This is a genomic window from Maridesulfovibrio sp. (genome assembly GCF_963678865.1).
Classification (GTDB): Bacteria; Desulfobacterota; Desulfovibrionia; order Desulfovibrionales; family Desulfovibrionaceae; genus Maridesulfovibrio.
On sequence record NZ_OY787459.1, the window covers coordinates 469,552 to 491,489 of the forward strand.

The 21,938-nt window shown below is 46.6% G+C and carries 21 protein-coding genes; 13 read left to right on the plus strand and 8 right to left on the minus strand.

Annotated features, from left to right (window positions below; translation table 11 throughout):
- The first annotated feature begins 46 nt into the window (after nucleotides 1–46).
- The 8 genes from ACKU41_RS02015 to ACKU41_RS02050 all read left to right on the plus strand — a co-directional run bounded on the left by ACKU41_RS02015 (nucleotide 47) and on the right by ACKU41_RS02050 (nucleotide 9,005).
- On the plus strand, nucleotides 47–1,792 hold the full coding sequence (locus ACKU41_RS02015; protein WP_407944416.1) for a hypothetical protein: 1,746 nt from the start codon (nucleotides 47–49) through the stop codon (nucleotides 1,790–1,792).
- A 60-nt stretch (nucleotides 1,793–1,852) separates the two neighbouring features.
- Nucleotides 1,853–2,914 carry a glycine cleavage system aminomethyltransferase GcvT gene (gene gcvT / locus ACKU41_RS02020; protein ID WP_321403765.1) on the plus strand — a complete coding sequence of 354 codons (1,062 nt, stop codon included), beginning with the start codon at nucleotides 1,853–1,855 and terminating at the stop codon, nucleotides 2,912–2,914.
- Nucleotides 2,915–3,001: 87 nt separating this feature from the next.
- The gene (locus ACKU41_RS02025) at nucleotides 3,002–3,622 is read left to right on the plus strand and encodes a BON domain-containing protein (RefSeq protein WP_319781037.1); all 621 of its coding nucleotides are present in this window, start codon (nucleotides 3,002–3,004) and stop codon (nucleotides 3,620–3,622) included.
- Between the two features lie 176 nt (nucleotides 3,623–3,798).
- Nucleotides 3,799–3,939 carry a hypothetical protein gene (locus ACKU41_RS02030; protein ID WP_319781036.1) on the plus strand — a complete coding sequence of 47 codons (141 nt, stop codon included), beginning with the start codon at nucleotides 3,799–3,801 and terminating at the stop codon, nucleotides 3,937–3,939.
- A gap of 34 nt (nucleotides 3,940–3,973) precedes the next feature.
- Nucleotides 3,974–4,354 (plus strand): hypothetical protein, encoded by a 381-nt coding sequence (locus ACKU41_RS02035; RefSeq protein ID WP_321403768.1) that lies wholly within the window; start codon nucleotides 3,974–3,976, stop codon nucleotides 4,352–4,354.
- A gap of 411 nt (nucleotides 4,355–4,765) precedes the next feature.
- Nucleotides 4,766–7,825, plus strand: coding sequence for a formate dehydrogenase-N subunit alpha (gene fdnG, locus ACKU41_RS02040; protein WP_321403771.1), 3,060 nt, complete (start codon nucleotides 4,766–4,768; stop codon nucleotides 7,823–7,825).
- Nucleotides 7,825–8,568 carry a 4Fe-4S dicluster domain-containing protein gene (locus tag ACKU41_RS02045; RefSeq protein WP_321403773.1) on the plus strand — a complete coding sequence of 248 codons (744 nt, stop codon included), beginning with the start codon at nucleotides 7,825–7,827 and terminating at the stop codon, nucleotides 8,566–8,568. Before fdnG ends, ACKU41_RS02045 begins: the two co-directional genes overlap by 1 nt.
- 17 nt (nucleotides 8,569–8,585) lie before the next feature.
- A complete protein-coding gene (locus ACKU41_RS02050) occupies nucleotides 8,586–9,005 on the plus strand; it encodes a cytochrome c3 family protein (RefSeq protein ID WP_321403775.1) in 420 nt (139 codons plus the stop codon).
- Nucleotides 9,006–9,093: 88 nt separating this feature from the next.
- Here the strand turns inward: ACKU41_RS02050 and tsaA are convergent, their stop codons facing one another.
- The 8 genes from tsaA to ACKU41_RS02090 form a co-directional block, all read right to left on the minus strand.
- Nucleotides 9,094–9,597: a tRNA (N6-threonylcarbamoyladenosine(37)-N6)-methyltransferase TrmO gene (gene tsaA, locus ACKU41_RS02055; RefSeq protein ID WP_321403777.1), complete on the minus strand. Its 504-nt coding sequence runs from the start codon at nucleotides 9,595–9,597 to the stop codon at nucleotides 9,094–9,096.
- Between the two features lie 100 nt (nucleotides 9,598–9,697).
- Nucleotides 9,698–10,804 carry a M20/M25/M40 family metallo-hydrolase gene (locus ACKU41_RS02060; RefSeq protein ID WP_321403779.1) on the minus strand — a complete coding sequence of 369 codons (1,107 nt, stop codon included), beginning with the start codon at nucleotides 10,802–10,804 and terminating at the stop codon, nucleotides 9,698–9,700.
- A 198-nt stretch (nucleotides 10,805–11,002) separates the two neighbouring features.
- The gene (locus tag ACKU41_RS02065) at nucleotides 11,003–11,260 is read right to left on the minus strand and encodes a HypC/HybG/HupF family hydrogenase formation chaperone (RefSeq protein ID WP_321403781.1); all 258 of its coding nucleotides are present in this window, start codon (nucleotides 11,258–11,260) and stop codon (nucleotides 11,003–11,005) included.
- A 22-nt stretch (nucleotides 11,261–11,282) separates the two neighbouring features.
- Nucleotides 11,283–11,768, minus strand: a complete 486-nt coding sequence (locus ACKU41_RS02070; RefSeq protein ID WP_321403783.1) for a HyaD/HybD family hydrogenase maturation endopeptidase — start codon at nucleotides 11,766–11,768, stop codon at nucleotides 11,283–11,285.
- A 220-nt stretch (nucleotides 11,769–11,988) separates the two neighbouring features.
- Nucleotides 11,989–13,698, minus strand: a complete 1,710-nt coding sequence (locus ACKU41_RS02075) for a nickel-dependent hydrogenase large subunit (RefSeq protein WP_321403786.1) — start codon at nucleotides 13,696–13,698, stop codon at nucleotides 11,989–11,991.
- Nucleotides 13,699–13,755: 57 nt separating this feature from the next.
- Nucleotides 13,756–14,703, minus strand: coding sequence for a hydrogenase small subunit (locus tag ACKU41_RS02080; RefSeq protein ID WP_321403788.1), 948 nt, complete (start codon nucleotides 14,701–14,703; stop codon nucleotides 13,756–13,758).
- A 484-nt stretch (nucleotides 14,704–15,187) separates the two neighbouring features.
- A complete protein-coding gene (gene tmk / locus ACKU41_RS02085) occupies nucleotides 15,188–15,835 on the minus strand; it encodes a dTMP kinase (protein ID WP_321403790.1) in 648 nt (215 codons plus the stop codon).
- Nucleotides 15,811–16,845 carry an HD domain-containing protein gene (locus tag ACKU41_RS02090; protein ID WP_321403792.1) on the minus strand — a complete coding sequence of 345 codons (1,035 nt, stop codon included), beginning with the start codon at nucleotides 16,843–16,845 and terminating at the stop codon, nucleotides 15,811–15,813. Before ACKU41_RS02090 ends, tmk begins: the two co-directional genes overlap by 25 nt.
- Nucleotides 16,846–17,001: 156 nt before the next feature.
- Here ACKU41_RS02090 and surE point away from each other — a divergent pair, with 156 nt between their 5' ends.
- From surE to ACKU41_RS02115, 5 genes are all read left to right on the plus strand, one after another.
- The gene (gene surE, locus ACKU41_RS02095) at nucleotides 17,002–17,757 is read left to right on the plus strand and encodes a 5'/3'-nucleotidase SurE (RefSeq protein ID WP_321403795.1); all 756 of its coding nucleotides are present in this window, start codon (nucleotides 17,002–17,004) and stop codon (nucleotides 17,755–17,757) included.
- Between the two features lie 195 nt (nucleotides 17,758–17,952).
- The gene (fba, locus tag ACKU41_RS02100; protein WP_321403797.1) at nucleotides 17,953–18,876 is read left to right on the plus strand and encodes a class II fructose-1,6-bisphosphate aldolase; all 924 of its coding nucleotides are present in this window, start codon (nucleotides 17,953–17,955) and stop codon (nucleotides 18,874–18,876) included.
- 234 nt (nucleotides 18,877–19,110) lie between these two features.
- A complete protein-coding gene (gene gap / locus ACKU41_RS02105; protein ID WP_319781297.1) occupies nucleotides 19,111–20,097 on the plus strand; it encodes a type I glyceraldehyde-3-phosphate dehydrogenase in 987 nt (328 codons plus the stop codon).
- Nucleotides 20,098–20,263: 166 nt separating this feature from the next.
- Nucleotides 20,264–21,073, plus strand: a complete 810-nt coding sequence (locus tag ACKU41_RS02110; protein ID WP_321403801.1) for an amino acid ABC transporter permease — start codon at nucleotides 20,264–20,266, stop codon at nucleotides 21,071–21,073.
- Nucleotides 21,074–21,100: 27 nt separating this feature from the next.
- Nucleotides 21,101–21,934: a transporter substrate-binding domain-containing protein gene (locus tag ACKU41_RS02115; protein WP_319781295.1), complete on the plus strand. Its 834-nt coding sequence runs from the start codon at nucleotides 21,101–21,103 to the stop codon at nucleotides 21,932–21,934.
- Nucleotides 21,935–21,938: the final 4 nt, after the last annotated feature.

Sequence of the window (21,938 nt, forward strand, 5' to 3'; positions counted from 1 at the left end):
AACAAAACGGCAGGATTTCTTTAATCAGCACATGCAGGGTATGAATATGTGGCAGGAAGCTTTTTCCAAATATACAGGGGAAGCCTGTGATTCCGAAGCCGGTTCATCGCATGATGTTTATGATTTCAGATCGCTGGACGGGTTACGTCAGCATCTGGATCACGTTCATATCAAGAACTGCCTGCTGCGACCATATTTCGAGCAACGAAATCAGTATCCTCTGGTGGATTCCCGCGAACTTCTGCCTTCTTTTGAAGTAGATCTCTACGAATATAAAAAACTTCCCGGTTTCAGCATGGTGGCTCTGGAACGCCCCTTGAATTTTTTTCAAGAAATATTTCAATTCGACATTCTTCACAGCCCACGCCTGCTGGACGAAAGTACCACAGAAGACGCCTGCCCGCTTTTTGAATCAATTGTAAACGCTAATATCGAGACTTTTGAAAGCCGGTTGCCCAAACGTTCGCACAAAGACTTCATCAGCGAATACGGCAATACGGATATCTCGGCGATTGAGAATTACGGTCAGATTATCCCCTATCTGCTTGAGATAGAGCGGGCCCATATCATGGCGCAGGATAATACCGGAAAATTCTATCTTTCAGGGGTGTTCGGATCCTTTCCGTCCGACCTTGATAACGAGTTGAAAAGGTTCGGGATCAGAATCGGCAAATTCAAGCCCGGTGACAACCTGCTCTATGAATACAACCGTCTCTTTGTGTATACTTTTCTCATGGAGCTTCACGGATTCCCCATTGTTTCTGAACGACGTACCTCCTCTGCCCTTTTTGCCCGCAGGTTGCATCGCATGGGCGAAAAATTCATGGTTCGCGTGCTGGGACAATCCGACCGGACTATTACTTCACTTTTTTCACACCCCAAGGCCCGTCACTATCCGCGCGTTGAAAAAATTGCGCTGGTACAGGTCAGCAAAGACAACACTGAAACCATTGCTGAACTGAAAAAAGGCGGTTTTTTTGTGGATGAAAAAAAGCGGGTGGTAATCCTCAAAGTTAAATACCGACAGCATAAATTCAACCCGGAAAACGTGCGTGAAGACCGCGCCCTTTCGGTTTACCGGCAAGAAGTCATTCATCCTATCACCGGAGAATGCGTTTCTCACTTCAACGTGATTAAAGATGCCTCAAGCATGACCATCCTGCTTAACGATATTGTCCGGGGTGAATACACGGGCAACATCGTTTATAAACGGAATGAACTGATTGAGGATACCGAGACCCATGAAAAAAGGCTGAAATTCCTGTTCGCATGGCTGTCTAAGCATCAACGCAGGATCATCGGTTACTCTGACGAATTTTATTCCGGAGTAGTTAAAGTTCTGGATAGTTACCTGCTGGCCCCCGATAATTATGAACCTTTTAATGACCTGACCGACCTGTATCAGGAAGTCTGGTCCAAATACAGTTACATTCAGCAGGCTCGAAAATTGAAAGTTCTTGAGGATCTCAAGGAAAGGAAGTTTCGTGGCAAGCGCATCAGTTATCTCGAGATGCTGCAAGTGATGACCGAGATTTTGAATGATTTGAAATTTGAAATTGTCAACTACTTTGACAAGCTGGTTGAAACAGCTTTAAAGATCGGCGACAGAGTTTTGAACGACTCTTACCTGAGACGAAAATATATTTCCTGTCTGGAAGACGAACTGACACCCTACGGTCAAGACGTGAAAAAATATTATGGCCGTATGGTTGTTGTACTGGATGAATTCAGGTCAATCCGTAAAAGCCGCTCCCTCTATGATGAAGGTGCGTCTATAAGCGGGCTGGTTTAAATTTAATAGTGAAAGCACTCAGGGTTTTTCCGGTGCTTTCAACCTATACGGAGTAAAAAATTGACAGCACTGCGCACAACCCCCTTGACTGAGTGGCACCGTGAAAACGGTGCAAAGCTTGTTCCTTTTGCCGGGTTTGAAATGCCCGTACAATACAAAGGCATTATAGCTGAACACAAGCAGACCCGTGAACAGGTAGGTGTGTTTGATATCAGCCATATGGGTGAATTCAAGCTCAGCGGAAAAGGAGCCAAAGACAGTTTGAATAAACTGGTCACTCAGAATTTGGACACTCTCGCACCGGGCAAATGCCGCTACGGTTTCCTGCCCAACGATAAGGGTGGAGTTCTTGATGACCTGATTATTTACTGCCTTGCTGAAGACTCCTACATGCTCGTAGTCAACGGCGCCTGTGAAGAAGGCGATTTTAAGTGGATTGATTCCAGACTTTCGGAAGGTCTTAATTTTGAAAATGTTTCTTACGAGACTGCTAAAATAGACCTGCAGGGTCCCCTTGCTCTCGAGGTTCTGGAATCTGTTTTCGGGCGAGACTTCAAGCATCTTAAATATTTTAACTTTGAAGAAACTGAATTTGACGGTTACAAACTGATCGTCAGCCGTACCGGATATACCGGTGAGTTGGGATACGAATTTTATCTGCCTTCCGACAAAGCCATTTCCCTGTGGGAAAAGCTGGTCGCTGACGAAAGGGTTGAACCCATCGGACTCGGCGCTCGCGACACCCTGCGTCTTGAGTGCGGTTATCCTCTTTACGGTCAGGATCTCGATACCAAGCACAATCCCCGTGAAGGCGGCTACGGATTCCTTCTTCCGGCTGATGCTTATACCGATGTTAAGGAAATCCTGATCCCCTTGACCATTGAAGGACGTCGTTCCGCCCGCCACGATGACATCGTTATGCTCGACGGCAAGGAAGTGGGCAAGGTAACCAGCGGATCCTTCTCCCCCACTCTCGGCTACTCCATCGCGCTGGCCTACGTCGCCAAGGATGCAGCCGAAGCAGAAGTTTTCACCATCAAAGGTGCCCGCAAGGATCTAGAAGCGAAGAAAAGTGAGTTGCCTTTCTACAAAGAAGGTACTGCCAGAAAAAAATTAGATTAAATCAAGCTAGATATACGCAGAATAGACCCCGTTGCTTTGTTAAGTGGCGGGGTTTATTTTTAATTGAAGACACATTAAACTCAAGCTATGAACAGCGTCATTAAAAATATTATTTATTCTTTTTTGCTAATTGTATCGGCATTCAATATTACTACTGTTGAAGCCGGATTTGTGCCTTACGGCAGAATATTTAAAGCAGTAAAAGATGAGCGGCCGTACATTACTCAGGCTCAAGACAGCAGGACGCAGCTGCAGTTGCATAAAAAAATACTCTTGAACTATCCCGAAAGTATGACCGGAGTTTCGAGCTATGTTTACTTGGGACACGGATTCTTGGTTGGCGAAGTGGAAAATGATGCTGAACGAGCTGGTTTAGTGGAATGCGCCAAATCTATCACTGATCTCAACGGGGTCAGTTATTTTCTCCCTCAAAAAAAGTCTTCAGATAACAGCACACCATCTGAACTCGAAATTAAGCTGAAGGGAATGCTTGAACCGAATTATCCTTCTTCAAAACTAACAGTTAAAGTTGTTCAGGATACTGTGATCATAATTGGAGTTCTCGATGATCAAGAGCAGGAATCAGCTCTCAAGACTGTACAGGAGATATCCGGGTCATCCAAAATCATTAATTTTCTACAGGTTCCGCAACAGCAAAAAATGCAAAGACAAAAACGCCATCCCCTGCGCAATTTTTTTAGCAATTAAGCAAAGGCATAACATGGGAAGAGCTGGACTCTTTCAGCACGTCAAGTTAGAAGTTTCACGTTATGTCCAGACTTTAATCATATAAAGACCTCTCGGCTCTTGCGTTGTTCTGTCTGATTTCCGGCAGGAACAACCTTTTCAAACGATATTCTATGTAAGGATATTAAGGTTTTGTTATGTTTAAAGAACTTATGGATATTAATTCCCGTCCCCTTCCCTTTGAAGTCTATACTGCAGCTGATCTTTGGACCGATGAACACATCTCCAAACAGATGCTAAGCTACCATTTACATCCCGAAATCGACGATCATGTGTGATTTCTGCGCACTCAGCCCTGAGCAGCGGAAAACAATGCTGCTCAAATTCAAGGCGATGCTTAAACCTGACGGAGCAGTTCTGCTGGATGTGTTTTCCCTCAGCGCATTCAACCAACTTGCGGAAAAGCATGTATTTGAACCCAACCTCATGGATGGTTTCTGGTCTGCTGACAAGTATTACGGATTCTTGAATACATATAAATATGAAGAAGAAAAGGTAATGTTAGACAAATATACCATCATCGAGAAAGACCGCACCCGCACGATCTACAATTGGCTGCAATATTTCAGTCCAGGAGTATTAAAATCGGAATTCAGCAATTGCGGTTTCAGCAGGATTGAACTTTTAGGCAATGTTGCCGGAAACAAGTACCAAAACGAAAGCAATGATTTTGCATTGATTGCTCGTAAGTAGTTGGAAAAACAAGGTGGGACCGTTTTTAAAACCAAAAACGGTCCCTATTTTATTCAAAATTTCATCAATTATGTCTGATTAGTAACAATATCGGGATAAGCTGCTCTAGCAGGCAGCAGATCGACTCGTTAAACCTCATTATTTTAGGATGTTAAGTAAGGAGCATTTGATAAGATGCTTATTTCTTAAATAGACATGAATATAATTCACTTCAAGAATTAAGACTTCGCCCACATTGCTTTTTAAGCTTAAAATACAGTACATTAAGATCAAAACTGCTAATTATATCAAAAAACGCACATATTAAATTGTGTCATTCATGTCTCAAGCAATTTTTTTTTCCCATCAAACCTATTGACGGATAAGTTCTTATTCAGATGATTGGAACACCCTCAAATTTCAGGAGCGATGATGAACATTAATCGTAGAGATTTTGTAAAGCTGACGACTGCGGCAGCTGCGGGGATAGCCGCTGTTCCGGCGTTCGGCGGGCTTGGTAAAGCCTTTGCGAATACAGCCGAGGAACGGGCGAGGCAGCTCAGTCCCAAATGGACCAAGCAGACCACCTCTATTTGCGCGTTCTGCTCAGTAGGTTGCGGCCTTCTGGTCAATACCGACCTTGAGACCAAACGTGCTATAAATGTGGAAGGTAACCCTGACCACCCCATTAACGAAGGAGCACTCTGCGCCAAGGGTGCTGCTGCCATCCAGATGACCGAAAACCCGCAACGTGTGGGAAAATTTTTATATCGCGCTCCATACAGTGGAGAATGGGAAGAAAAAGATTGGGATTTTTGCAAAAAACGCATAGCAAAACTGATCAAAAAATCTCGCGACGAAAGCTTTGAAAAGAAAAATGCCAAGGGACAGGTGGTCAACCGCACCATGGGTATCGCCTCTCTCGGTTCCGCTGCGCTGGATAACGAAGAATGTTATGCCATGCACAGCTTCATGCGTTCACTCGGCCTGGTCTATGTTGAGCACCAGGCACGTATCTGACACAGCGCAACTGTTGCGGCTCTGGTAGAGTCGTTCGGACGCGGCGCGATGACCAACCACTGGAATGACCTTCAGAACAGTGATTGTATTTTGATAATGGGCAGTAATGCTGCCGAAAACCATCCCATTTCTTTCAAATGGGCTGTAAAAGCACAAAAACGCGGTGCAAAGATTATCCATGTGGATCCGCGCTTCACCCGTACTTCCGCTCGCTCGGATGCATACATTCCTCTGCGTTCCGGTACTGATATCGCAGTACTGGGCGGTATGATCAACTACATCATCAAAAACAAGCGTTACTTCCATAAATATATGGTTGATTACACCAACGCTTCTTTTATCGTAGGTAAAGATTACGATTTCAAAGACGGCCTGTTCTCCGGCTTTGACAGTAAAGCCAATGCTTACGACAAATCAAAATGGGCTTTTGAATTGAACGACAAGGGTATTCCCAAGCAGGATAAATCCCTGCAGGATCCCAATTGTGTATTCCAGATCCTGAAAAGACATTATTCCCGCTACACTCCGGAAAAAGTATCCTCCATCTCCGGTGTATCGGTGAAAGATCTTGATCTGCTCTACAAGACTTACACCGCTACCGGAAAACCGGATAAAGCAGGAACCATCATGTACGCCATGGGTTGGACCCAGCACTCTGTGGGTGTTCAGAACATTCGTGCAATGGCCATGATCCAGCTTATGCTCGGTAACATAGGTGTCGCAGGCGGCGGCGTTAACGCCTTACGCGGCGAATGTAACGTACAGGGTTCCACTGACTACGCCCTGCTCTATCACATTCTCCCCGGCTACCTGAAGACTCCTCTTGCCGGACAGGACACTCTTGAACAGTACAACAACACATATACACCCAAGAGTAATGATCCTGAATCCGCTAACTGGTGGCAGCATTATCCCAAGTACTCGGCCAGCCTTATCAAGGCCATGTATTCCGAAGATACTCCGGAACAGGGATACCAGTATCTGCCTCGCCTTGATAACCACAAGGCCAGCCAGTATTCTTGGATTCCGCTTATTGACCGCATGTATCGAGGCAAATTTACTGGCGGCCTTATCTGGGGTATGAACCCGGCCTGTTCAGGCTCTGACTCCGTTAAGACCCGTAATGCCCTCGGAAAATTGGACTGGATGGTCAACGTAAACCTCTTCCCGTGTGAAACAAGTGATTTCTGGAAAGGTCCGGGAATGGATCCCAAAAAGATCAAGACCGAGACTTTTTTCATCCCTTGTGCTTCTCCTATTGAAAAAGAAGGGTCAGTATCCAACTCCGGACGCTGGATGCAATGGCGTTACAAGGGCCCGGAAACCTTTGGTGAAGTTATGAGCGACGGCCATTACTTCCACGAAATCTGGGAAGAACTCAAAGCTCTTTATGAAAAAGAAGGTGGTGCGTACCCTGAACCGATCACCCATTTAAGCTTTGAAAACATGTGTGAAGATGATGGACACGGCCACATGCACTTCAGCGCTCAGAAAACCGCCAAACTCTGTAACGGCTGGTTTACCCGTGATGTTGAAGTGAAAGGCAAGAAGTTCAAGAAAGGACAGCAGGTCCCCAGCTTTGCCTACTTGCAGGCAGACGGTTCCACTACCTCCGGAAACTGGCTGTACTGCAACTCCGTCACCGACGAAGGCAACAAGTCGGAACGCCACGATGCCACCCAGACCAAGGAACAAGCCAATATAGGCCTCTTCCCCAATTGGACATGGTGCTGGCCGGTTAACCGCCGCATCCTTTACAACAGAGCTTCTGTTGATGAAAAAGGACAGCCTTGGGCACCCAAGAAAGCGGTTATCAAGTGGAACGGTTCCAAGTGGATCGGTGATGTTCCCGATGGTGGCTGGAAGCCCGGCACCCGTCATCCGTTCATCATGCGTAAGAACGGCTTCGGCCAGCTATTCGGTCCCGGCCGTGCAGACGGTCCCCTGCCCGAATATTACGAACCGCTGGAATGCCCGGTAGACAACCATCCTTTCTCCAAAACCCTGCATAACCCCACGGCTGTTCAAATTCAGGGCGAGGAAAAGGCTGTCTGCGATCCGCGCTACCCGTTCGTCGGAACGACTTACCGTATTACCGAACATTGGCAGACCGGTTCCATGACTCGTTGGCAATCTTGGCTGGTTGAAGCTGAGCCGCAGATGTTTGTGGAAATCAGTCCCGAATTGGCCAAGCTGCGCGGCATTGAAAATGGTGACAAAGTTACTGTTGAAAGTGTCCGTGGATCGCTCTGGGCCATTGCAATGGTTACCGAACGTATCCAGCCCTATAACATTAACGGAAGCGACGTTCACATGGTCGGCATGCCCTGGCATTACGGCTGGGTAACCCCAATGAACGGCGGTGATTCCGCAAACATCGTAACCCCCAACGTGGGTGACCCGAACACCGGTATCCCCGAATACAAGGCCTTTATGGTCAATCTCCGTAAGTGGAAGGAGGGTGATAACTAATGTCCGGTAAAAGCTTCTTTGTAGATCTCACCCTTTGTACCGCCTGTCGCGGTTGTCAGGTTGCCTGCAAGCAGTGGAAAAAACTGCCTGCAGAGCAAACCCGTAACGTTGGTTCCCATCAGAATCCGCAGGATCTATCGTCCAAGACTATCCGGCTGGTACGCTTCAGTGAAGCACGGGACGAAGACGGTAAATTACGTTGGCTTTTCTTCCCGGAACAATGCCGTCACTGCCTTGAGCCTCCCTGTAAGTACATTGCAAACATGTACGCACCGGGTGCCGTGGTTCAGGATGAAAAGACCGGGGCCGTGGTAATGACCGATAAAGCCATCCTGCCAAAGGGCAAGGTGGAAGGCTGGGAAATGTGTCCTTACAATGTTCCCCGTCAGGATCCGGAAACCGGACTATTCTCAAAGTGTGACATGTGTCTCGACCGTGTGGAAATGGGCATGAAGCCCGCATGCGTGCAGAGCTGCCCCACCGGAACCATGAACTTCGGCGACCGTGCGGACATGCTCAAGCTGGCCAAGGAAAGACTTGCGGAAGTGAAAAAAGCCAACCCCAATGCCTACCTCGCCGATCCCGAGGATGTGCGCGTGATTTATCTCTGCGAAACCAAACCGGAAAACTACTTCGGTAATGTCGTCGCTTCCGCAGAGCAACGCAAGACGCTTCTGGCCGGGGTAACTCCGTCTAAAACTTCAAGACGCGGTTTCCTCACCACTCTTAAAAACAAAGCCTAGCAGGCAGGAGAAATAAAATGAAAAAATTATTGATCGCATGCCTGTGTTTGATGGGCATTGTGTTCGTCGCCATCGGTGCTGGCGCACAGGAAGATTGGACTGCCCCGGATGATGATTTGGTCATCAATTTCATCAAGGGCAAAAGTCCTAAAGATCACGGTGTAGTTTTCAACCATTCAAGCCATGCAAACTATGAATGCATTGACTGCCACCACAAAATGAAAAAAACAGGCGAACCTACCAGTTGTGCAGATTGTCATACTAACTTTGAACCGATTCCGAGCAAAGGATACAAATCCTACTTCAAGGCCATGCATTACAAGCGCAAAGACCTCAAACGTGCTTCTTGCCTCGGCTGTCATGTGAAGGAATTCGGTAATGATAAGGAAATGACCGGATGCATCAACTCCGCCTGTCATCCTGATGGAATAAAATAACAACCAGAAAAAAACAGTCTATTCCTCTAGAGAAGCCTCTGCCTAAAGGCAGGGGCTTCTCGTCTTTCATGCAAATACACTGGAAAATTTATTTATTTGCAAACCGTTCATCCGATTTCAATGATTCAGACTTTTTAGCATTGGTTTCCAGCCAGCCGAAACGGTCTGCGGGAACAGCATCAAATTCTTTTACGTAAGGCTTTATGTCTATCAGCGGGGTTCTGTCGAGTACGTCCACTCCCCTGATATGGAGAACATTACCCTCAATGCTGAGTAACTCCACAGTAGACATCCCGATCATATTCGGCCTGCGTGGAGCACGGGTGGAAAACAGTCCACGTTCTTCAGTATCCATAAACGGCTTAACTTTTAGATGATAGTCTTCGTTCTTGTGGAAATGATATAGAAGAATGATATGAGAGAAGCCTTCAAGATCCTGCAAACCTTCTTTAAGAGCATCGTGAAGCTCTATTTTTCCAGCCACATCTTTGGCTCCAGAAGGCTGGATCGGCATACCCTCGGGAGTCTCAAATGGAGAGCGGATGTATCCTATTGGATGGAATATTATGGCATCTTTCTCTGGTAAAGGCATTTAAACCTCCATTATAGTGGACAAACTTGATTAAGGGGCAAGCTGCCTGATTCTACTGCCCGGGTAATCATAAGTGATCCGGGCAGTGTTTCATGATAATTCAGCTTTTCATAATCTCTGCTACCAGTTTAGTACAACTGGTTAAACTTTCAACTGTAATGAACTCTTCGGTGGTGTGAACCTTGCTCATCCCAATTCCAAGAGTCACGGCATTATATCCTTTTCCAAAAAGGATATTAGCATCACTGCCACCACCGGTGGGAACTTTTTTAGGCTTTAGGCCGATATTCTTGCAACAATTTTCTACTTTGCTAAGGAAAGGGGAATTATCATCAACCCGAAGTACCGGGTATGAAATTTCATAATCAAATTCATACTCGCCCCCAACTTTTTTCACTGCAGCAGCACAGCATGCTTCCATATGATCCAATTGAGTCTGGAGAGATTCTTCAAATAAAGAACGGGCTTCTGCCGTAAGTGTCACGGAATCAGCTACAATATTAGTAGCCGTTCCTCCTTCAATACGTCCAAGGTTGGCAGTACTGCTTTCATCAATGCGCAACAGGCTCATTTTAGATATGGCTTCCCCTGCAATCTGAATAGCACTGATCCCCTCTTCAGGGGCAATGCCGGCATGTGCAGACTTTCCGGTAAAGGTCATTGTAATACCGGCCTTGGCAGGAGCGGCAACGACGATAGTTCCAACCGCCCCCCCGGAATCAAGCACAATAATATCTTTGGCCGGAAGTAGATCAGTATCAATATTTTTAGCACCGAACATGCCGGACTCTTCACAAATGGAAAAGACCAGATAAATATCCGGATGCGGTATTGATTCTTCTTCAAGATGATTCAGAGCCTCGATGGTCATGGCAATCCCAGCCTTATCATCGCCGCCGAGAACAGTTTCGCCGGCACTGCGGACAACATCGCCGTCAAGAACAGGCTCCACTCCAATGCATGGTTGCACGCAATCCATATGAGCGGAAAAGGCTATAGGCGCACCTTCGCCGGTAGCGGGGATATGCACAATTAAATTTCCCGTATCACCGTTACTGAGTTCACCAGCCTTATCTTCATGTACAACATAACCTTTTTTTTCCATCTTTTCACGCAGACAAACAGCCACTTTTTTTTCCTGCAGGGAAGGACTGTCAATACGTACAAGTTCGAAAAAAAGGTCAAGAATTCGCTCTTTATTAATCATAATATCTCCAAAATATTATTCAAATTTCGTTTTGGAATAATTAGCATCGAAACAAAGCATTGAACAGTGGTAATTTTTAAAACAAATTTAGGTCATAATATTTTATTGTTCTTATCTTTGTGCAATCAAGTTGAACATAAAGAATCCCGGCAACCTTACAGACTGCCGGGATTCTTTATGTTCAATGAAATTTAATCGTTAAGCGTTACATGCTTTATTCCGTTCCGCTTCGGTCAATTCAATCATATCACGTAAAATCTTCAAGGTTTCTTCAGCCTCTTTAGGGTCCAGTTTGCGTAGCGCAAATCCGGCATGAACAATCAGATAATCACCGATCTCAACTTCGTCCGGCAAAAGCATAAGTGACGCATCAAGATAAGTTTCGCCCTCACCCACTTTACATTTGGCGACTTGATTTTCAATGGACTTAATCTGAACAGGAATAGCTAAACACATGAAAAACACCCCTTATCGGCTGTTAAGCCGTCTTTTCATAACTGCCGCCGGCTGCGGAAACTTCCTCAAGCACCTTTTCCATCATGAAAGGAAGCCGCTCCAGCGTTACATCAGAAACCTCATCATGCATGGTTTCGTAATCCTTCGGTTCAACACCGATAACCACGCACTCAGGACGGCGGTCACACAACTCACACAGGACCATAGTGTCGAGCAGGTCGGTCTGATGCATTGAATCCTTGAAAGCCAGACTCCTACGCAAATCTTCTCCTGTCAAGCGGTAAACAGAACCCGGCTCGTCATTACCCAACACAGCATCCACTACAATCAGGAAGTCGCAATCCATCATAGGGCCCATCAACTTGGTGCCAAGAGTCCCGCCATCCATGATTTCAACATTGTCGGAAAATGAATACTGGCTCATCAGTTCATTCACCACTTTCACGCCGATGCCTTCATCGGTAAAAAGAATGTTTCCCACACCAAGAACTAAAATTTTTTTATCCATTTTGCCTTCTCCAGACCCCATCCATTCAAAACCTTTTAATAAGTTCTCTACGGGCTTTGATGAAAATTTTATGCAGTCCATTTCTATTCCATACCTATAAATCTCTGTAGCTTAATTTGGAATGGAAACACAACTAAAAAATCAAATATTTCAGATAGAAATTAAAAAACGGGAGCCTGCAAAACAGGCTCCCGTAATACTTTCATAAAGCTTAAACCAACTAGAGAATCTTGAATTTGTGAACTTCGTTGGTTGCAGCATCGATGACGTGTACGCCACAGGCGATACAGGGGTCATAGGAGTGAACAGTACGCAGAATTTCAACAGGACGCTTGGCGTCTGCGATGGGAGTACCCATGAGGGCTTCCTCAACTGCGGACATTTTGTTCTGGTTACAGCGGGGACCGAGGTTCCAGGTTGAAGGAACAACCAGCTGGAAGTTTTCGATCTTTCCGCCTTTGATCTTGATCCAGTGAGACAGACCACCGCGAGGTGCGCCAACAAAGCCGACGCCTTCAGCTTCATCAGGCATTTCCCATTCAACCGCAAGATCAGTATTGCCTGAAGCAACGTTGTCTTCAAGGTTGTTAACCCACTCAACCATCTTGGTACCTGCAACAACAGTCTCAATACCACGAGCAGCAGTTCTGCCGAGAGTGGAGAACAGTGCTTCGGGTCCGACTCCGAGGGTGGAGAGAACATGGTTGACAACGGGGACAACAGCCTTGTTGCCGCGAGCGTAGGAAACCAGCATCTGTGCCAACGGACCGACTTCCATGGATTCTCCTTTGTAGCGGGGAGCTTTCATCCAGGAGTAACGGTCGCGGTCTTCATAGTTGGTATACTTGGGTTCGGTTTCACCGTCATAAGGATGCAGTGAAGAATCACCGTTATACCAGCTGTGGCTGATGTCTTCCTTAATGGAATCAGGGTTGAAATCCATGACATTACTGAGGTCACGGTTCATAATTACACCCTGCTCAAGGAAGCGGCTGTTGATGTCTGCTTCAACATCCGGGAATTCACCGAAGGTCAGGAAGTTGGTGGTTCCGCCTATTCCGGCCCAGTCTTTATAGTAAGATGCGACCATCAACAGATCGGGGATGTAGCATTCGTTAACAAATGCCATTGTTTCGTTGTAGAGATCCTTGAACTCCTGAATGCGTTTGGGAGTCAGGGAATCGTAACAGGTTACACCGCCAACGATGGTAAACTGGGTGTGCGGGTTTTTAGCACCGAAAACAGCCATTGCGCGAGCAGCCTTAACCTGAAGGTGGAGACCTTCAAGGTAGTGAGCAGTAGCAATGAGGTTTTCTTCAGGACGCAGGTAGTAAGCGTCGTGGCCACCGAGAAAGTAAGCGTTGGTAAAGATACCGAGCTGGCCGGAATCAACAAACTTTTTAAGTTTATCCTGAACAGCTTTCAGGTCTTCGGGCTTGGTTACGCGGGAAGACTGGCTGTTGGCGATTTTTGCAGCCTTGACAGGATCAGCTTGAAGTGCGCTTACAACATCAACCCAGTCAAGGGCATGCAGATGATAGAAGTGCACAATGTGGTCATGCAGGTATTGTGCGCCCAGCACGAGGTTACGGATAAGACGTGCATTATCGGGCAGGTTTTTATCAACGCCAACAGCATTATCAACACAACGGGTGGATGCCAGCGCATGGGTATAAGTACATACACCGCAGGAACGCTGGGTGAAATGCTGTGCATCGCGGGGGTCACGGCCTTTCAGGATAATTTCCAGACCACGGAATAACTGAGAGCTACTCCAGACATTACTTACTTTACCGTTTTCGACCTCAACCTCGATCTTGAGGTGTCCCTCAATCCTGGTAAGCGGGTCGACAATCACCGGACCGGTGTATTTTTTATCATAAGGGGTCGCCATTACAGCGGGGCCCGATTTAGCCTTGCAACCAGACATATACAATCCTCCAAAAGAATTGAAAGTTAGTTTAATAACTTCAAATTGTTGAGAGCACTAACTCTGCTCGTAGAACGGGCTCATTTCATCCCAGAAATCGGGCTCACTGCAACCGATACAGGGGTGGCCGGCCTCTACAGGCCAGTTGGTCTGATTAAACTTGACTTTCGGACAGTTGTTGTAGGTGTCCGGTCCCTTACATCCCAGCTCGTACAGGCAGTAGCCTTTTTTAGCTTCTTCGGAGGAGAAGGAAGGTGCAAATTCATCATTATCAAAATGCTTGAGTCTCGGACAGTTGTCATGCACAGACTCACCGTAGAAAAGAGTCGGGCGACCGACATCATCAAGCTCGGGGATACCTTTGGTCAGGTAATGAACAACGGTACCGACAAAGTTGAACGGGTTGGTCGGGCAGCCGGGCAGGTTTACGGTAGTTACGCCGCCAAGTGCTTCGGAAACACCTTTAGACTTGGACGGGTTGGGTGCAGCAGCCTGAACTCCGCCGTAACAGGCGCAGGTGCCGATACAGATAGTTGCTTTTGCGTGAGGAACTATTTCCTGCACGATTTCAAGCATGGTCTTACCACCGACTTTACCCCAGGCACCACCTTCAATGGTAGGAATAGCGCCTTCAACTACACAGATATAGCCTTCGGGAGAATGAACTGCCTGATGCAGTGCTTCTTCTGCTGCATGACCTGCGGCAGCCATGATGGTTTCATGGTAGTCGAGGGAAATTGTGTCGAGAATAAGGGCATCAATATACGGAGAAACAGTACGAAGAACAGCTTCTGAACAACCGGTACATTCAGCTGCATGCAGATAAACAACAGAAGGACGCTTTTTCATGGTCAGGGCTTCCGCTACAGTCGGCGCAAAAGCGGGTCCCATTCCCATAACAGCGGCAGTTGTTGCGCAGAACTTCATGAAATCGCGGCGGGAGACGCCATTCTGCTCCAGGCGTTTTTCCGCTCCATCTTTTCCGAGTCCCACAGAGAATTTCATAAAAACCTCCATCCTCTAATTAAAGATAAGTGGGGTTACCACCCAGCATTGCAGCCTCCAATCCGAGCCGAAAACATATTCGTCTCAAAACCGCAATGCGTACTAATTTTGTTATCCACCAACACATATTTCAGACAACAAGACTCTGATTATGTCTTTCATATATGTGCTAATGTATTGAAAATTCTAATTACTCTTAAATCATTTAACTATCACTGCGTCAACCCAAAATAGAAGATTATTGTTTTAGATGCTTGTTTTTCAGAATTATAGATAAAATTAGCACCAAGTATTACGTTTTTAAAAATCATATTCTTTTAGTTCGATGTATAATTTAAGTGTAATCAAAATAAACCGAAGCTTATCATCTTGATAGCATGGCCAAAGTTCGCACTATTTATGTTAAAAGTAACACGCAAAATATCGCAAAAAAAACGCAGCCTGTTAGGGCTGCGTTTCAAGGAACAATATTTTTTTTTAAGTGTTATTTAGTACGAATTCGCTCCAGACGCTCCAGCACTTTTACCTTGATTTCAGCAAAAATATCTTCAGGAGTCTGATCAGCATCTACAACAACGATTCGTTCATTATTTAGAGCCGCCCAGGTCAGGTATCCTTCACGAACGCGATTATGGAACTCGAGAGATTCCGCCTCAAACCGCCCTTCTTCCTGCATCTTGTTTTCCTGCAGATTGCGGGTCATAGCCCGTTTCAGGCCTATTTCAGGATCAAGATCAAGCAGAACGGTCAAGTCAGGCCAGTTGCCCGAGACAGCAACATCATTGAGTTCTCGCAAAAGTTTGGGATCAAGACCCCGGCCATACCCCTGATAAACTATAGTAGAATCGGCAAAGCGGTCGGAAATGATAATTTTACCTGCTTCCACAGCGGGCTTGATCACCTGCCCTACATGCTGGGCGCGATCAGCCAGATAAAGAAAAAGTTCACATTCACCTGTTATGTCGGTGCTATCCATATTAAGGAGTATTTTCCGTAACTCTCTGCCGATACGGCTTCCTCCCGGCTCAAGCGTTACATCCACTTCATGCCCGGACTCTTGGAGAAAAGCAGTCAGTTTTTTTATCTGGGTAGTTTTTCCGGTACCTTCTATCCCTTCAAAGGTAATGAACATTGAGCCTCCGATTTTTTGAGTTCACACTTGCTTGACGGGTTATCAGGTGATTTTTCCGCCTTATATAAATATCTGTCCAGAAACCGCTGATACGGAGTCCAGTTGCTTTCCGAGCCTTCCAATTTACCTAATTCAGCAAAAATTGTATTCATTTTTGCGTCAATATTGTCGGCAAAATGCAGAATAAACGCTTCCGGGGTCTTAGGCCGTTTAGGGGCACCGAATTCATATTCCCCGTGATGGGAAAGAATGAGATGCTTCAAGTGAAGCTTTAACTTTGGATCAAGGTCTTTTGTTTTTTGCAGAAAAGGCTCGAGGATTTCCACCCCGATGTGAATATGGCCCAGCAAACGCCCTTCATCGGTGTAATCATTAGTAAGTCCCCCGGAAAGTTCCCACGCCTTGCCGAGATCATGAAAAATAGCCGCAGCCAGTACCACCTGCCGGTCAACTTCCGGATAGTTGTCACAAATGGACATGCACAACTTGGCTACAGCCAGAGTATGCTCCAGCAGCCCCCCAACATAAGCATGGTGAACAGCCTTTGCACCTGTTGCTACGAGCAGCCTTCCGCTGACGGTTTCATCTTTTAAAACCCTGCGGCAAAATTTTTTCCATGGGATATGGACCATATGCTCAGCTATAAGGTAATCCAACTCCTGCATCATGTCTTCCGGTTTTTCTGCACTCGAGGGAAGAAAATCAGTAATGTCCAAACCGCAAAGATCAGGATCCAGCACGTCAAGCATTTCGACTGTAAGCTGAGGCTTATCTCTGAATGAACCGACCAATCCTCCGGCGGCTACGAACATCCCCGCCTCAAGTTGCCGGAAATTTTGACTTAACGGACTCCATATCTTGGCTTCCACAGTTCCGGAATTATCCTGAAGACGCAGGTTCCAGAAGGGACCGTTCCTTGACTCACGTAATTGGGCATCACCGATGAGGAATATATCTTTTACTCTCTCTCCGTTTATAAGATCTTTAATATATGTATATTTTTGCGACACTTCTTGCTATTCCTGAATTGCTTTGATACCTCGCCAACAGGCGATGTGTTTTTTGTCTTGCCAAGGGCTATTAATATAACTGCCCGTAATTTGTATTCATAGTCAACCCACGGGTTGGCTGTCCAATTATTTTTGTAATGTCACCGGAGAAAGCTGATGAATATCCTTCTTACCAATGATGACGGGATTCAGGCTATCGGACTGCGGGCCCTATATCACGGACTAAAAAAAGCCGGGATGAATGTTCAGGTTGTTGCCCCTGTCGCGGAACAGTCCGCAGTAGGACACGCCGTATCGCTCTCCTCGCCCCTTCGTGTCAAGAGATTTGAAGAGGACGGCTTTACCGGGCTGGGGGTTTACGGTACTCCGGTGGATTGCGTCAAGCTGGGACTGACCACACTGCTGCAAACCAAACCGGACATTGTGGTTTCGGGCATCAACAGCGGCGCCAATGTGGGTGTGGATATTTTATACTCTGGAACTGTCTCTGCAGCAACAGAGGGTGCGCTCATGGGCTACCCGGCGATGGCTGTATCCTATGACAGCTTCAAGCCGGAAGAACTGACTGATCAGGGGGCCTACTGTGCTGAGCTTCTCAAAAAAATCCCCTGGAGCGATCTTGACGACAAAACCGTGATCAACCTTAATTTTCCGGCTGTACCGGTCAAGGATGCCGGTGCGTTGAAAATATGCCGCCACACCCGTGTTTCATGGCAGGACTGGTATGAAACGCGTGAAGATCCGCGCGGACATAAATATTACTGGCTGGACGGGGTTATGCCCAAGGAAAAAATCAGTCCCGGAACTGATCGCGACCTGCTGAGCAAAGGCCATATCACCATGACTCCATTGCATTTTGATTTCACCGATCGGGAGGCAATTGCAACTCTGGAGCAAAGTTTTGGTATATAGTCCATGTCCTTTTGCAAGAGGATGTGGACATTTTGTTTCAAGATAGGATATATAAAGTATATTTGGAACCAATTTGCGGCAACAAGAACTGGATAAGGGAAGTACGGGAGATAAAAATTCATTGTCTGCTGTAAGCAATTTCAGGAAGAATGCCGCGACATCATTTAAGTATAGTTATCCACTAAGGAGGATTACATGCCACTAGTTTCGCCCAAGGAAATGTTCGAGGGAGCCTATGCCGGCGGCTATGCCATTGGCGCGTTCAACGTGAACAACATGGAAATCATTCAGGGAATCATGGAAGCGGGCAGCGAGGAGAACGCTCCCCTTATCCTTCAGGTTTCCGCCGGTGCTAAAAAATACGCAGGACTGGGCTACATTACCAAACTGATGGAAGCCGCCCTGCTGGAAAGCGATCTTCCGGTCGTGTTGCATCTCGATCACGGCGCAAACTTTGAAATCTGCAAAGAAGTAATCGACGGCGGATTTACCTCCGTAATGATTGACGGTTCACATCTTCCTTTTGAAGAAAATATCGCTGAGACCAAAAAAGTAGTAGAATACGCCCACAGTAAAGGTGTCTGGGTAGAAGCAGAACTGGGACGTCTCGCAGGCGTTGAAGAACATGTTGTTTCCGAAAAAACCATCTACACCGATCCTGATGAAGCAGTAGAATTCGTAGAACGCACTGGTTGTGATTCTCTTGCCATCGCAATCGGTACCAGCCACGGTGCTTACAAATTCACCGGGGAAGCAAAGCTCGATTTTGAACGCCTTGATAAAATCGGCTCTATGATGCCCGATTACCCCATCGTACTGCACGGTGCATCCAGCGTAGTTCCCGAGTTCGTAGCCATGGCAAATGAGTATGGCGGTGAAATCGGCGGAGCTAAGGGCGTTCCCGAAGAACTGCTGCGCAAGGCTGCTTCAAAAGCGGTCTGCAAAATCAATATCGACACCGATATACGTCTGGCCATGACTGCAGTTATCCGTAAGTTCATGAAGGAAAACCCCTCTGCCTTCGACCCCAGAGGTTATCTCGGTGAAGCCCGCAAGGCTGTTAAGGAAATGGTCCGCCACAAAATTATCAATGTGCTGGGCTGCTCCAATAAAGCATAATTTTTACAGGTCGTTTCCAGGGAATAAACGGCCTGTATTAAACTAAACCAGGGCCCCGCATCTTATATAGATGCCAAAGGGAAGCATGTCTCCGGGCCGAATCACCGCCGCAAACAGGGAAAATAGCGGCTGCTGGGTGATCTGCCGCCACTTTTCCTGATTATTTTCCGGACACGCTAGGAAACTAGTCCGTAATTTCAGGGAACAGGAGACAGAATAAGGAGAAAACAAGCAATGGCTGTAAAAGTTGGTATTAATGGGTTTGGCAGAATCGGGCGCTACCTCGTCCGCCTGATTCACGACAGTAAAGAATTCGATCTCGTAGCCATTAACGCCCGTGCATCAAATGAAGACCTCGCTCTTCTGTTCAAACACGATTCCGTACATGGAACCTTCCATGCCGATGTTGAAGCTAATGATGACGGCTTCACCATCAACGGCAAACAGATCAAGGTTACCAGATGCGCTCCCGGTGAGTGGATTTGGAAAGATCTCGGTTGTGACATGGTTGTTGAAACCACAGGTAAATTCCGCGACCGCGCCAGCTGCGAAAAGCATATGGCCTGCGGCGCTAAAAAAGTTGTAATCAGTTCCCCCGGCATTGATTCCGATGCTACAATCGTAATGGGTGTAAACGACGGTGACCTCAAACCGGAACACAATATCATTTCCGGCGCATCCTGCACCACAAACTGTCTTGCTCCCGTAGCTAAAGTCATCAACGATGAATTCGGCCTTGAACGCGGACTGATGACTACTGTCCACGCCTACACCATGAGCCAGAGGGTTCTGGACGGTTCCCATAAGGATATCCGCCGGGCAAGAGCCTGCGCGGTAAACATGGTTCCCACCACTACCGGAGCAGCCAAGGCTGTAACCATGGTTATCCCGGAACTGAAAGGCAAACTGGACGGCATGTCCATCCGTGTTCCCACACCCAATGTCTCCCTTGTGGACCTTACCTGCGACCTTGGCCGCAGCACCACCAAGGAAGAAGTCAACGCAGTACTTGCCAAGGCTGCTAACGAACATATGGGCTACACTGAAAAGCCCCTTGTCTCCACCGACTATCTCGGCGACACCCACGGCGGTGTTGTTGACGGTCCTTGCACCGAAGTCATGGACGGCAAAATGCTTAAGCTCATCATCTGGTACGATAACGAAGCCAGCTTCACAAACCAGCTTGTCCGTTTGATGGATAAAGTGTCTGGAATGATGTAGCAAGAGTTCCCATTGCAATTAAAATCCCTCTTGATCCTTTCGGGTTGAGAGGGATTTTTTTTGTGCCTGCAGTAAAAAATTACCAGTAATTCATCCAAATTGTCATTGACCTTTCCAATTCAACAACGTTCTAGATTTGTATTTAATTTCATAGTATTCAGGTAGTATGTTTGAATCTGACGGCCAGCGGTTAAAGGCTGATAATAAAATATTCCTTATTGATTTCCTGCTCTTCTATTTGCTTGTATCCTGTTTCTGCTACTTTCTTTACAAAGGGACCGAAACACTTGGTTATAATTGGCAGTGGTTCAGGGTACCCGGATTTATTTTTTCCATTAATGACGGCCAGTTCATCCCCGGTCCACTGTTGCAAGGGCTCTGGGTAACGCTCAAGATTACCGGCCTGAGTTTCATATTAACCTTCGCCATAGGACTGGGTACGGCTATCATGCGTCTTTCCAGTTCTTTTACAGCCAGAAGCCTTGCCCGCATATATCTTGAGATAATTCGTAATACCCCGTTGCTTATTCAGCTTTTTTTTATATATTTTGTAATCGCTCCCATAATCGGTATTGACGGCTTCTGGGCATCGGTCATCGCGCTGAGTATGTTTGAGGGAGCCTATGCTTCCGAAATATTTCGGGCAGGGATAACTTCTATTGACCGCGGACAATGGGAGGCGGCATTCAGTCTGGGGGGAGATAAACGATTTGCTTATTACAATGTCATCCTGCCGCAGGCTGTGCCGCGCATAGCTCCTCCCCTTGCAGGACAGGCCATAGCTCTGGTTAAAGATTCCGCACTGGTCAGCACCGTTGCTATTTACGACCTGACCATGCAGGGCCAATCCATAATTTCCGAAACTTTTTTAACTTTTGAAATATGGTTTACCGTTGCAGCCATATATTTATCAATTACGCTTTTGCTTTCATGGACGCTGGATAATGCGGCCCGTAAATTCAAAAGCGCATGGTAATCACCACATAACATTCCGGAGGAAAAAATGACCTTATGGAAAACCGTCAGCGTAGGCATCACTACTGTGCTCCTGATCATGGGCCTCTCATCCGCTGTCTGGGCTGGAGACGCCAGACAGAATCTTTCACAGGATAGTACTCTTGAAGCCGTCCTGAAACGCGAAACACTGCGGGTTGGTTTTTCCACTTTCAAGCCGTGGGCCATGAAAGGCAAGAATGGCGAATTTATCGGTTTTGAAATTGACGTGGCTAAACGCCTTGCCTCAGACATGGGTGTAAAAATTCGTTTCATCCCCACCAAATGGGACGGTATCATCCCTGCCCTGCTGACAGGTAAATTTGATATTATCATAGGCGGTATGGGTATCACCCCCAAACGTAACCTTAAGGTTAATTTTTCCGATCCTTACGAATTCAGCGGTATGTCAATTGTTGCCAACAAGTCAGTCGCCCCGGAGAAATCCTCACTTAAAGCATTCAACAATGCTGAAACCAAGGTTTCCGTTCGCCTCGGCACTACAGCTGAGAAGGCAGCCAAAAACTTTCTGTCCAAGGCAAATCTGCTTAAATTTAACGATGAGGCAGCTTCAATTCAGGAACTTCTCAACGGCAAAGCGGCATGTCTTGTAGCTTCTAACCCCCTGCCCGAAAATCTGGTCAAAAAATATCCCGGCAAGCTTTATCTGCCCCTGCAGTCTGATTTTACCAGAGAACCGATCGGCTTCGCTGTCCGCAAAGGAGATCCCGACTTTCTCAACTACCTGAACAACTGGATCAGGGTCTGCAATTCCGAAGGCTGGCTTGAAGCCCGCTACAATTATTGGTTCAAAACCGAAGATTGGAAATCTCAGGTGGAATAATCTT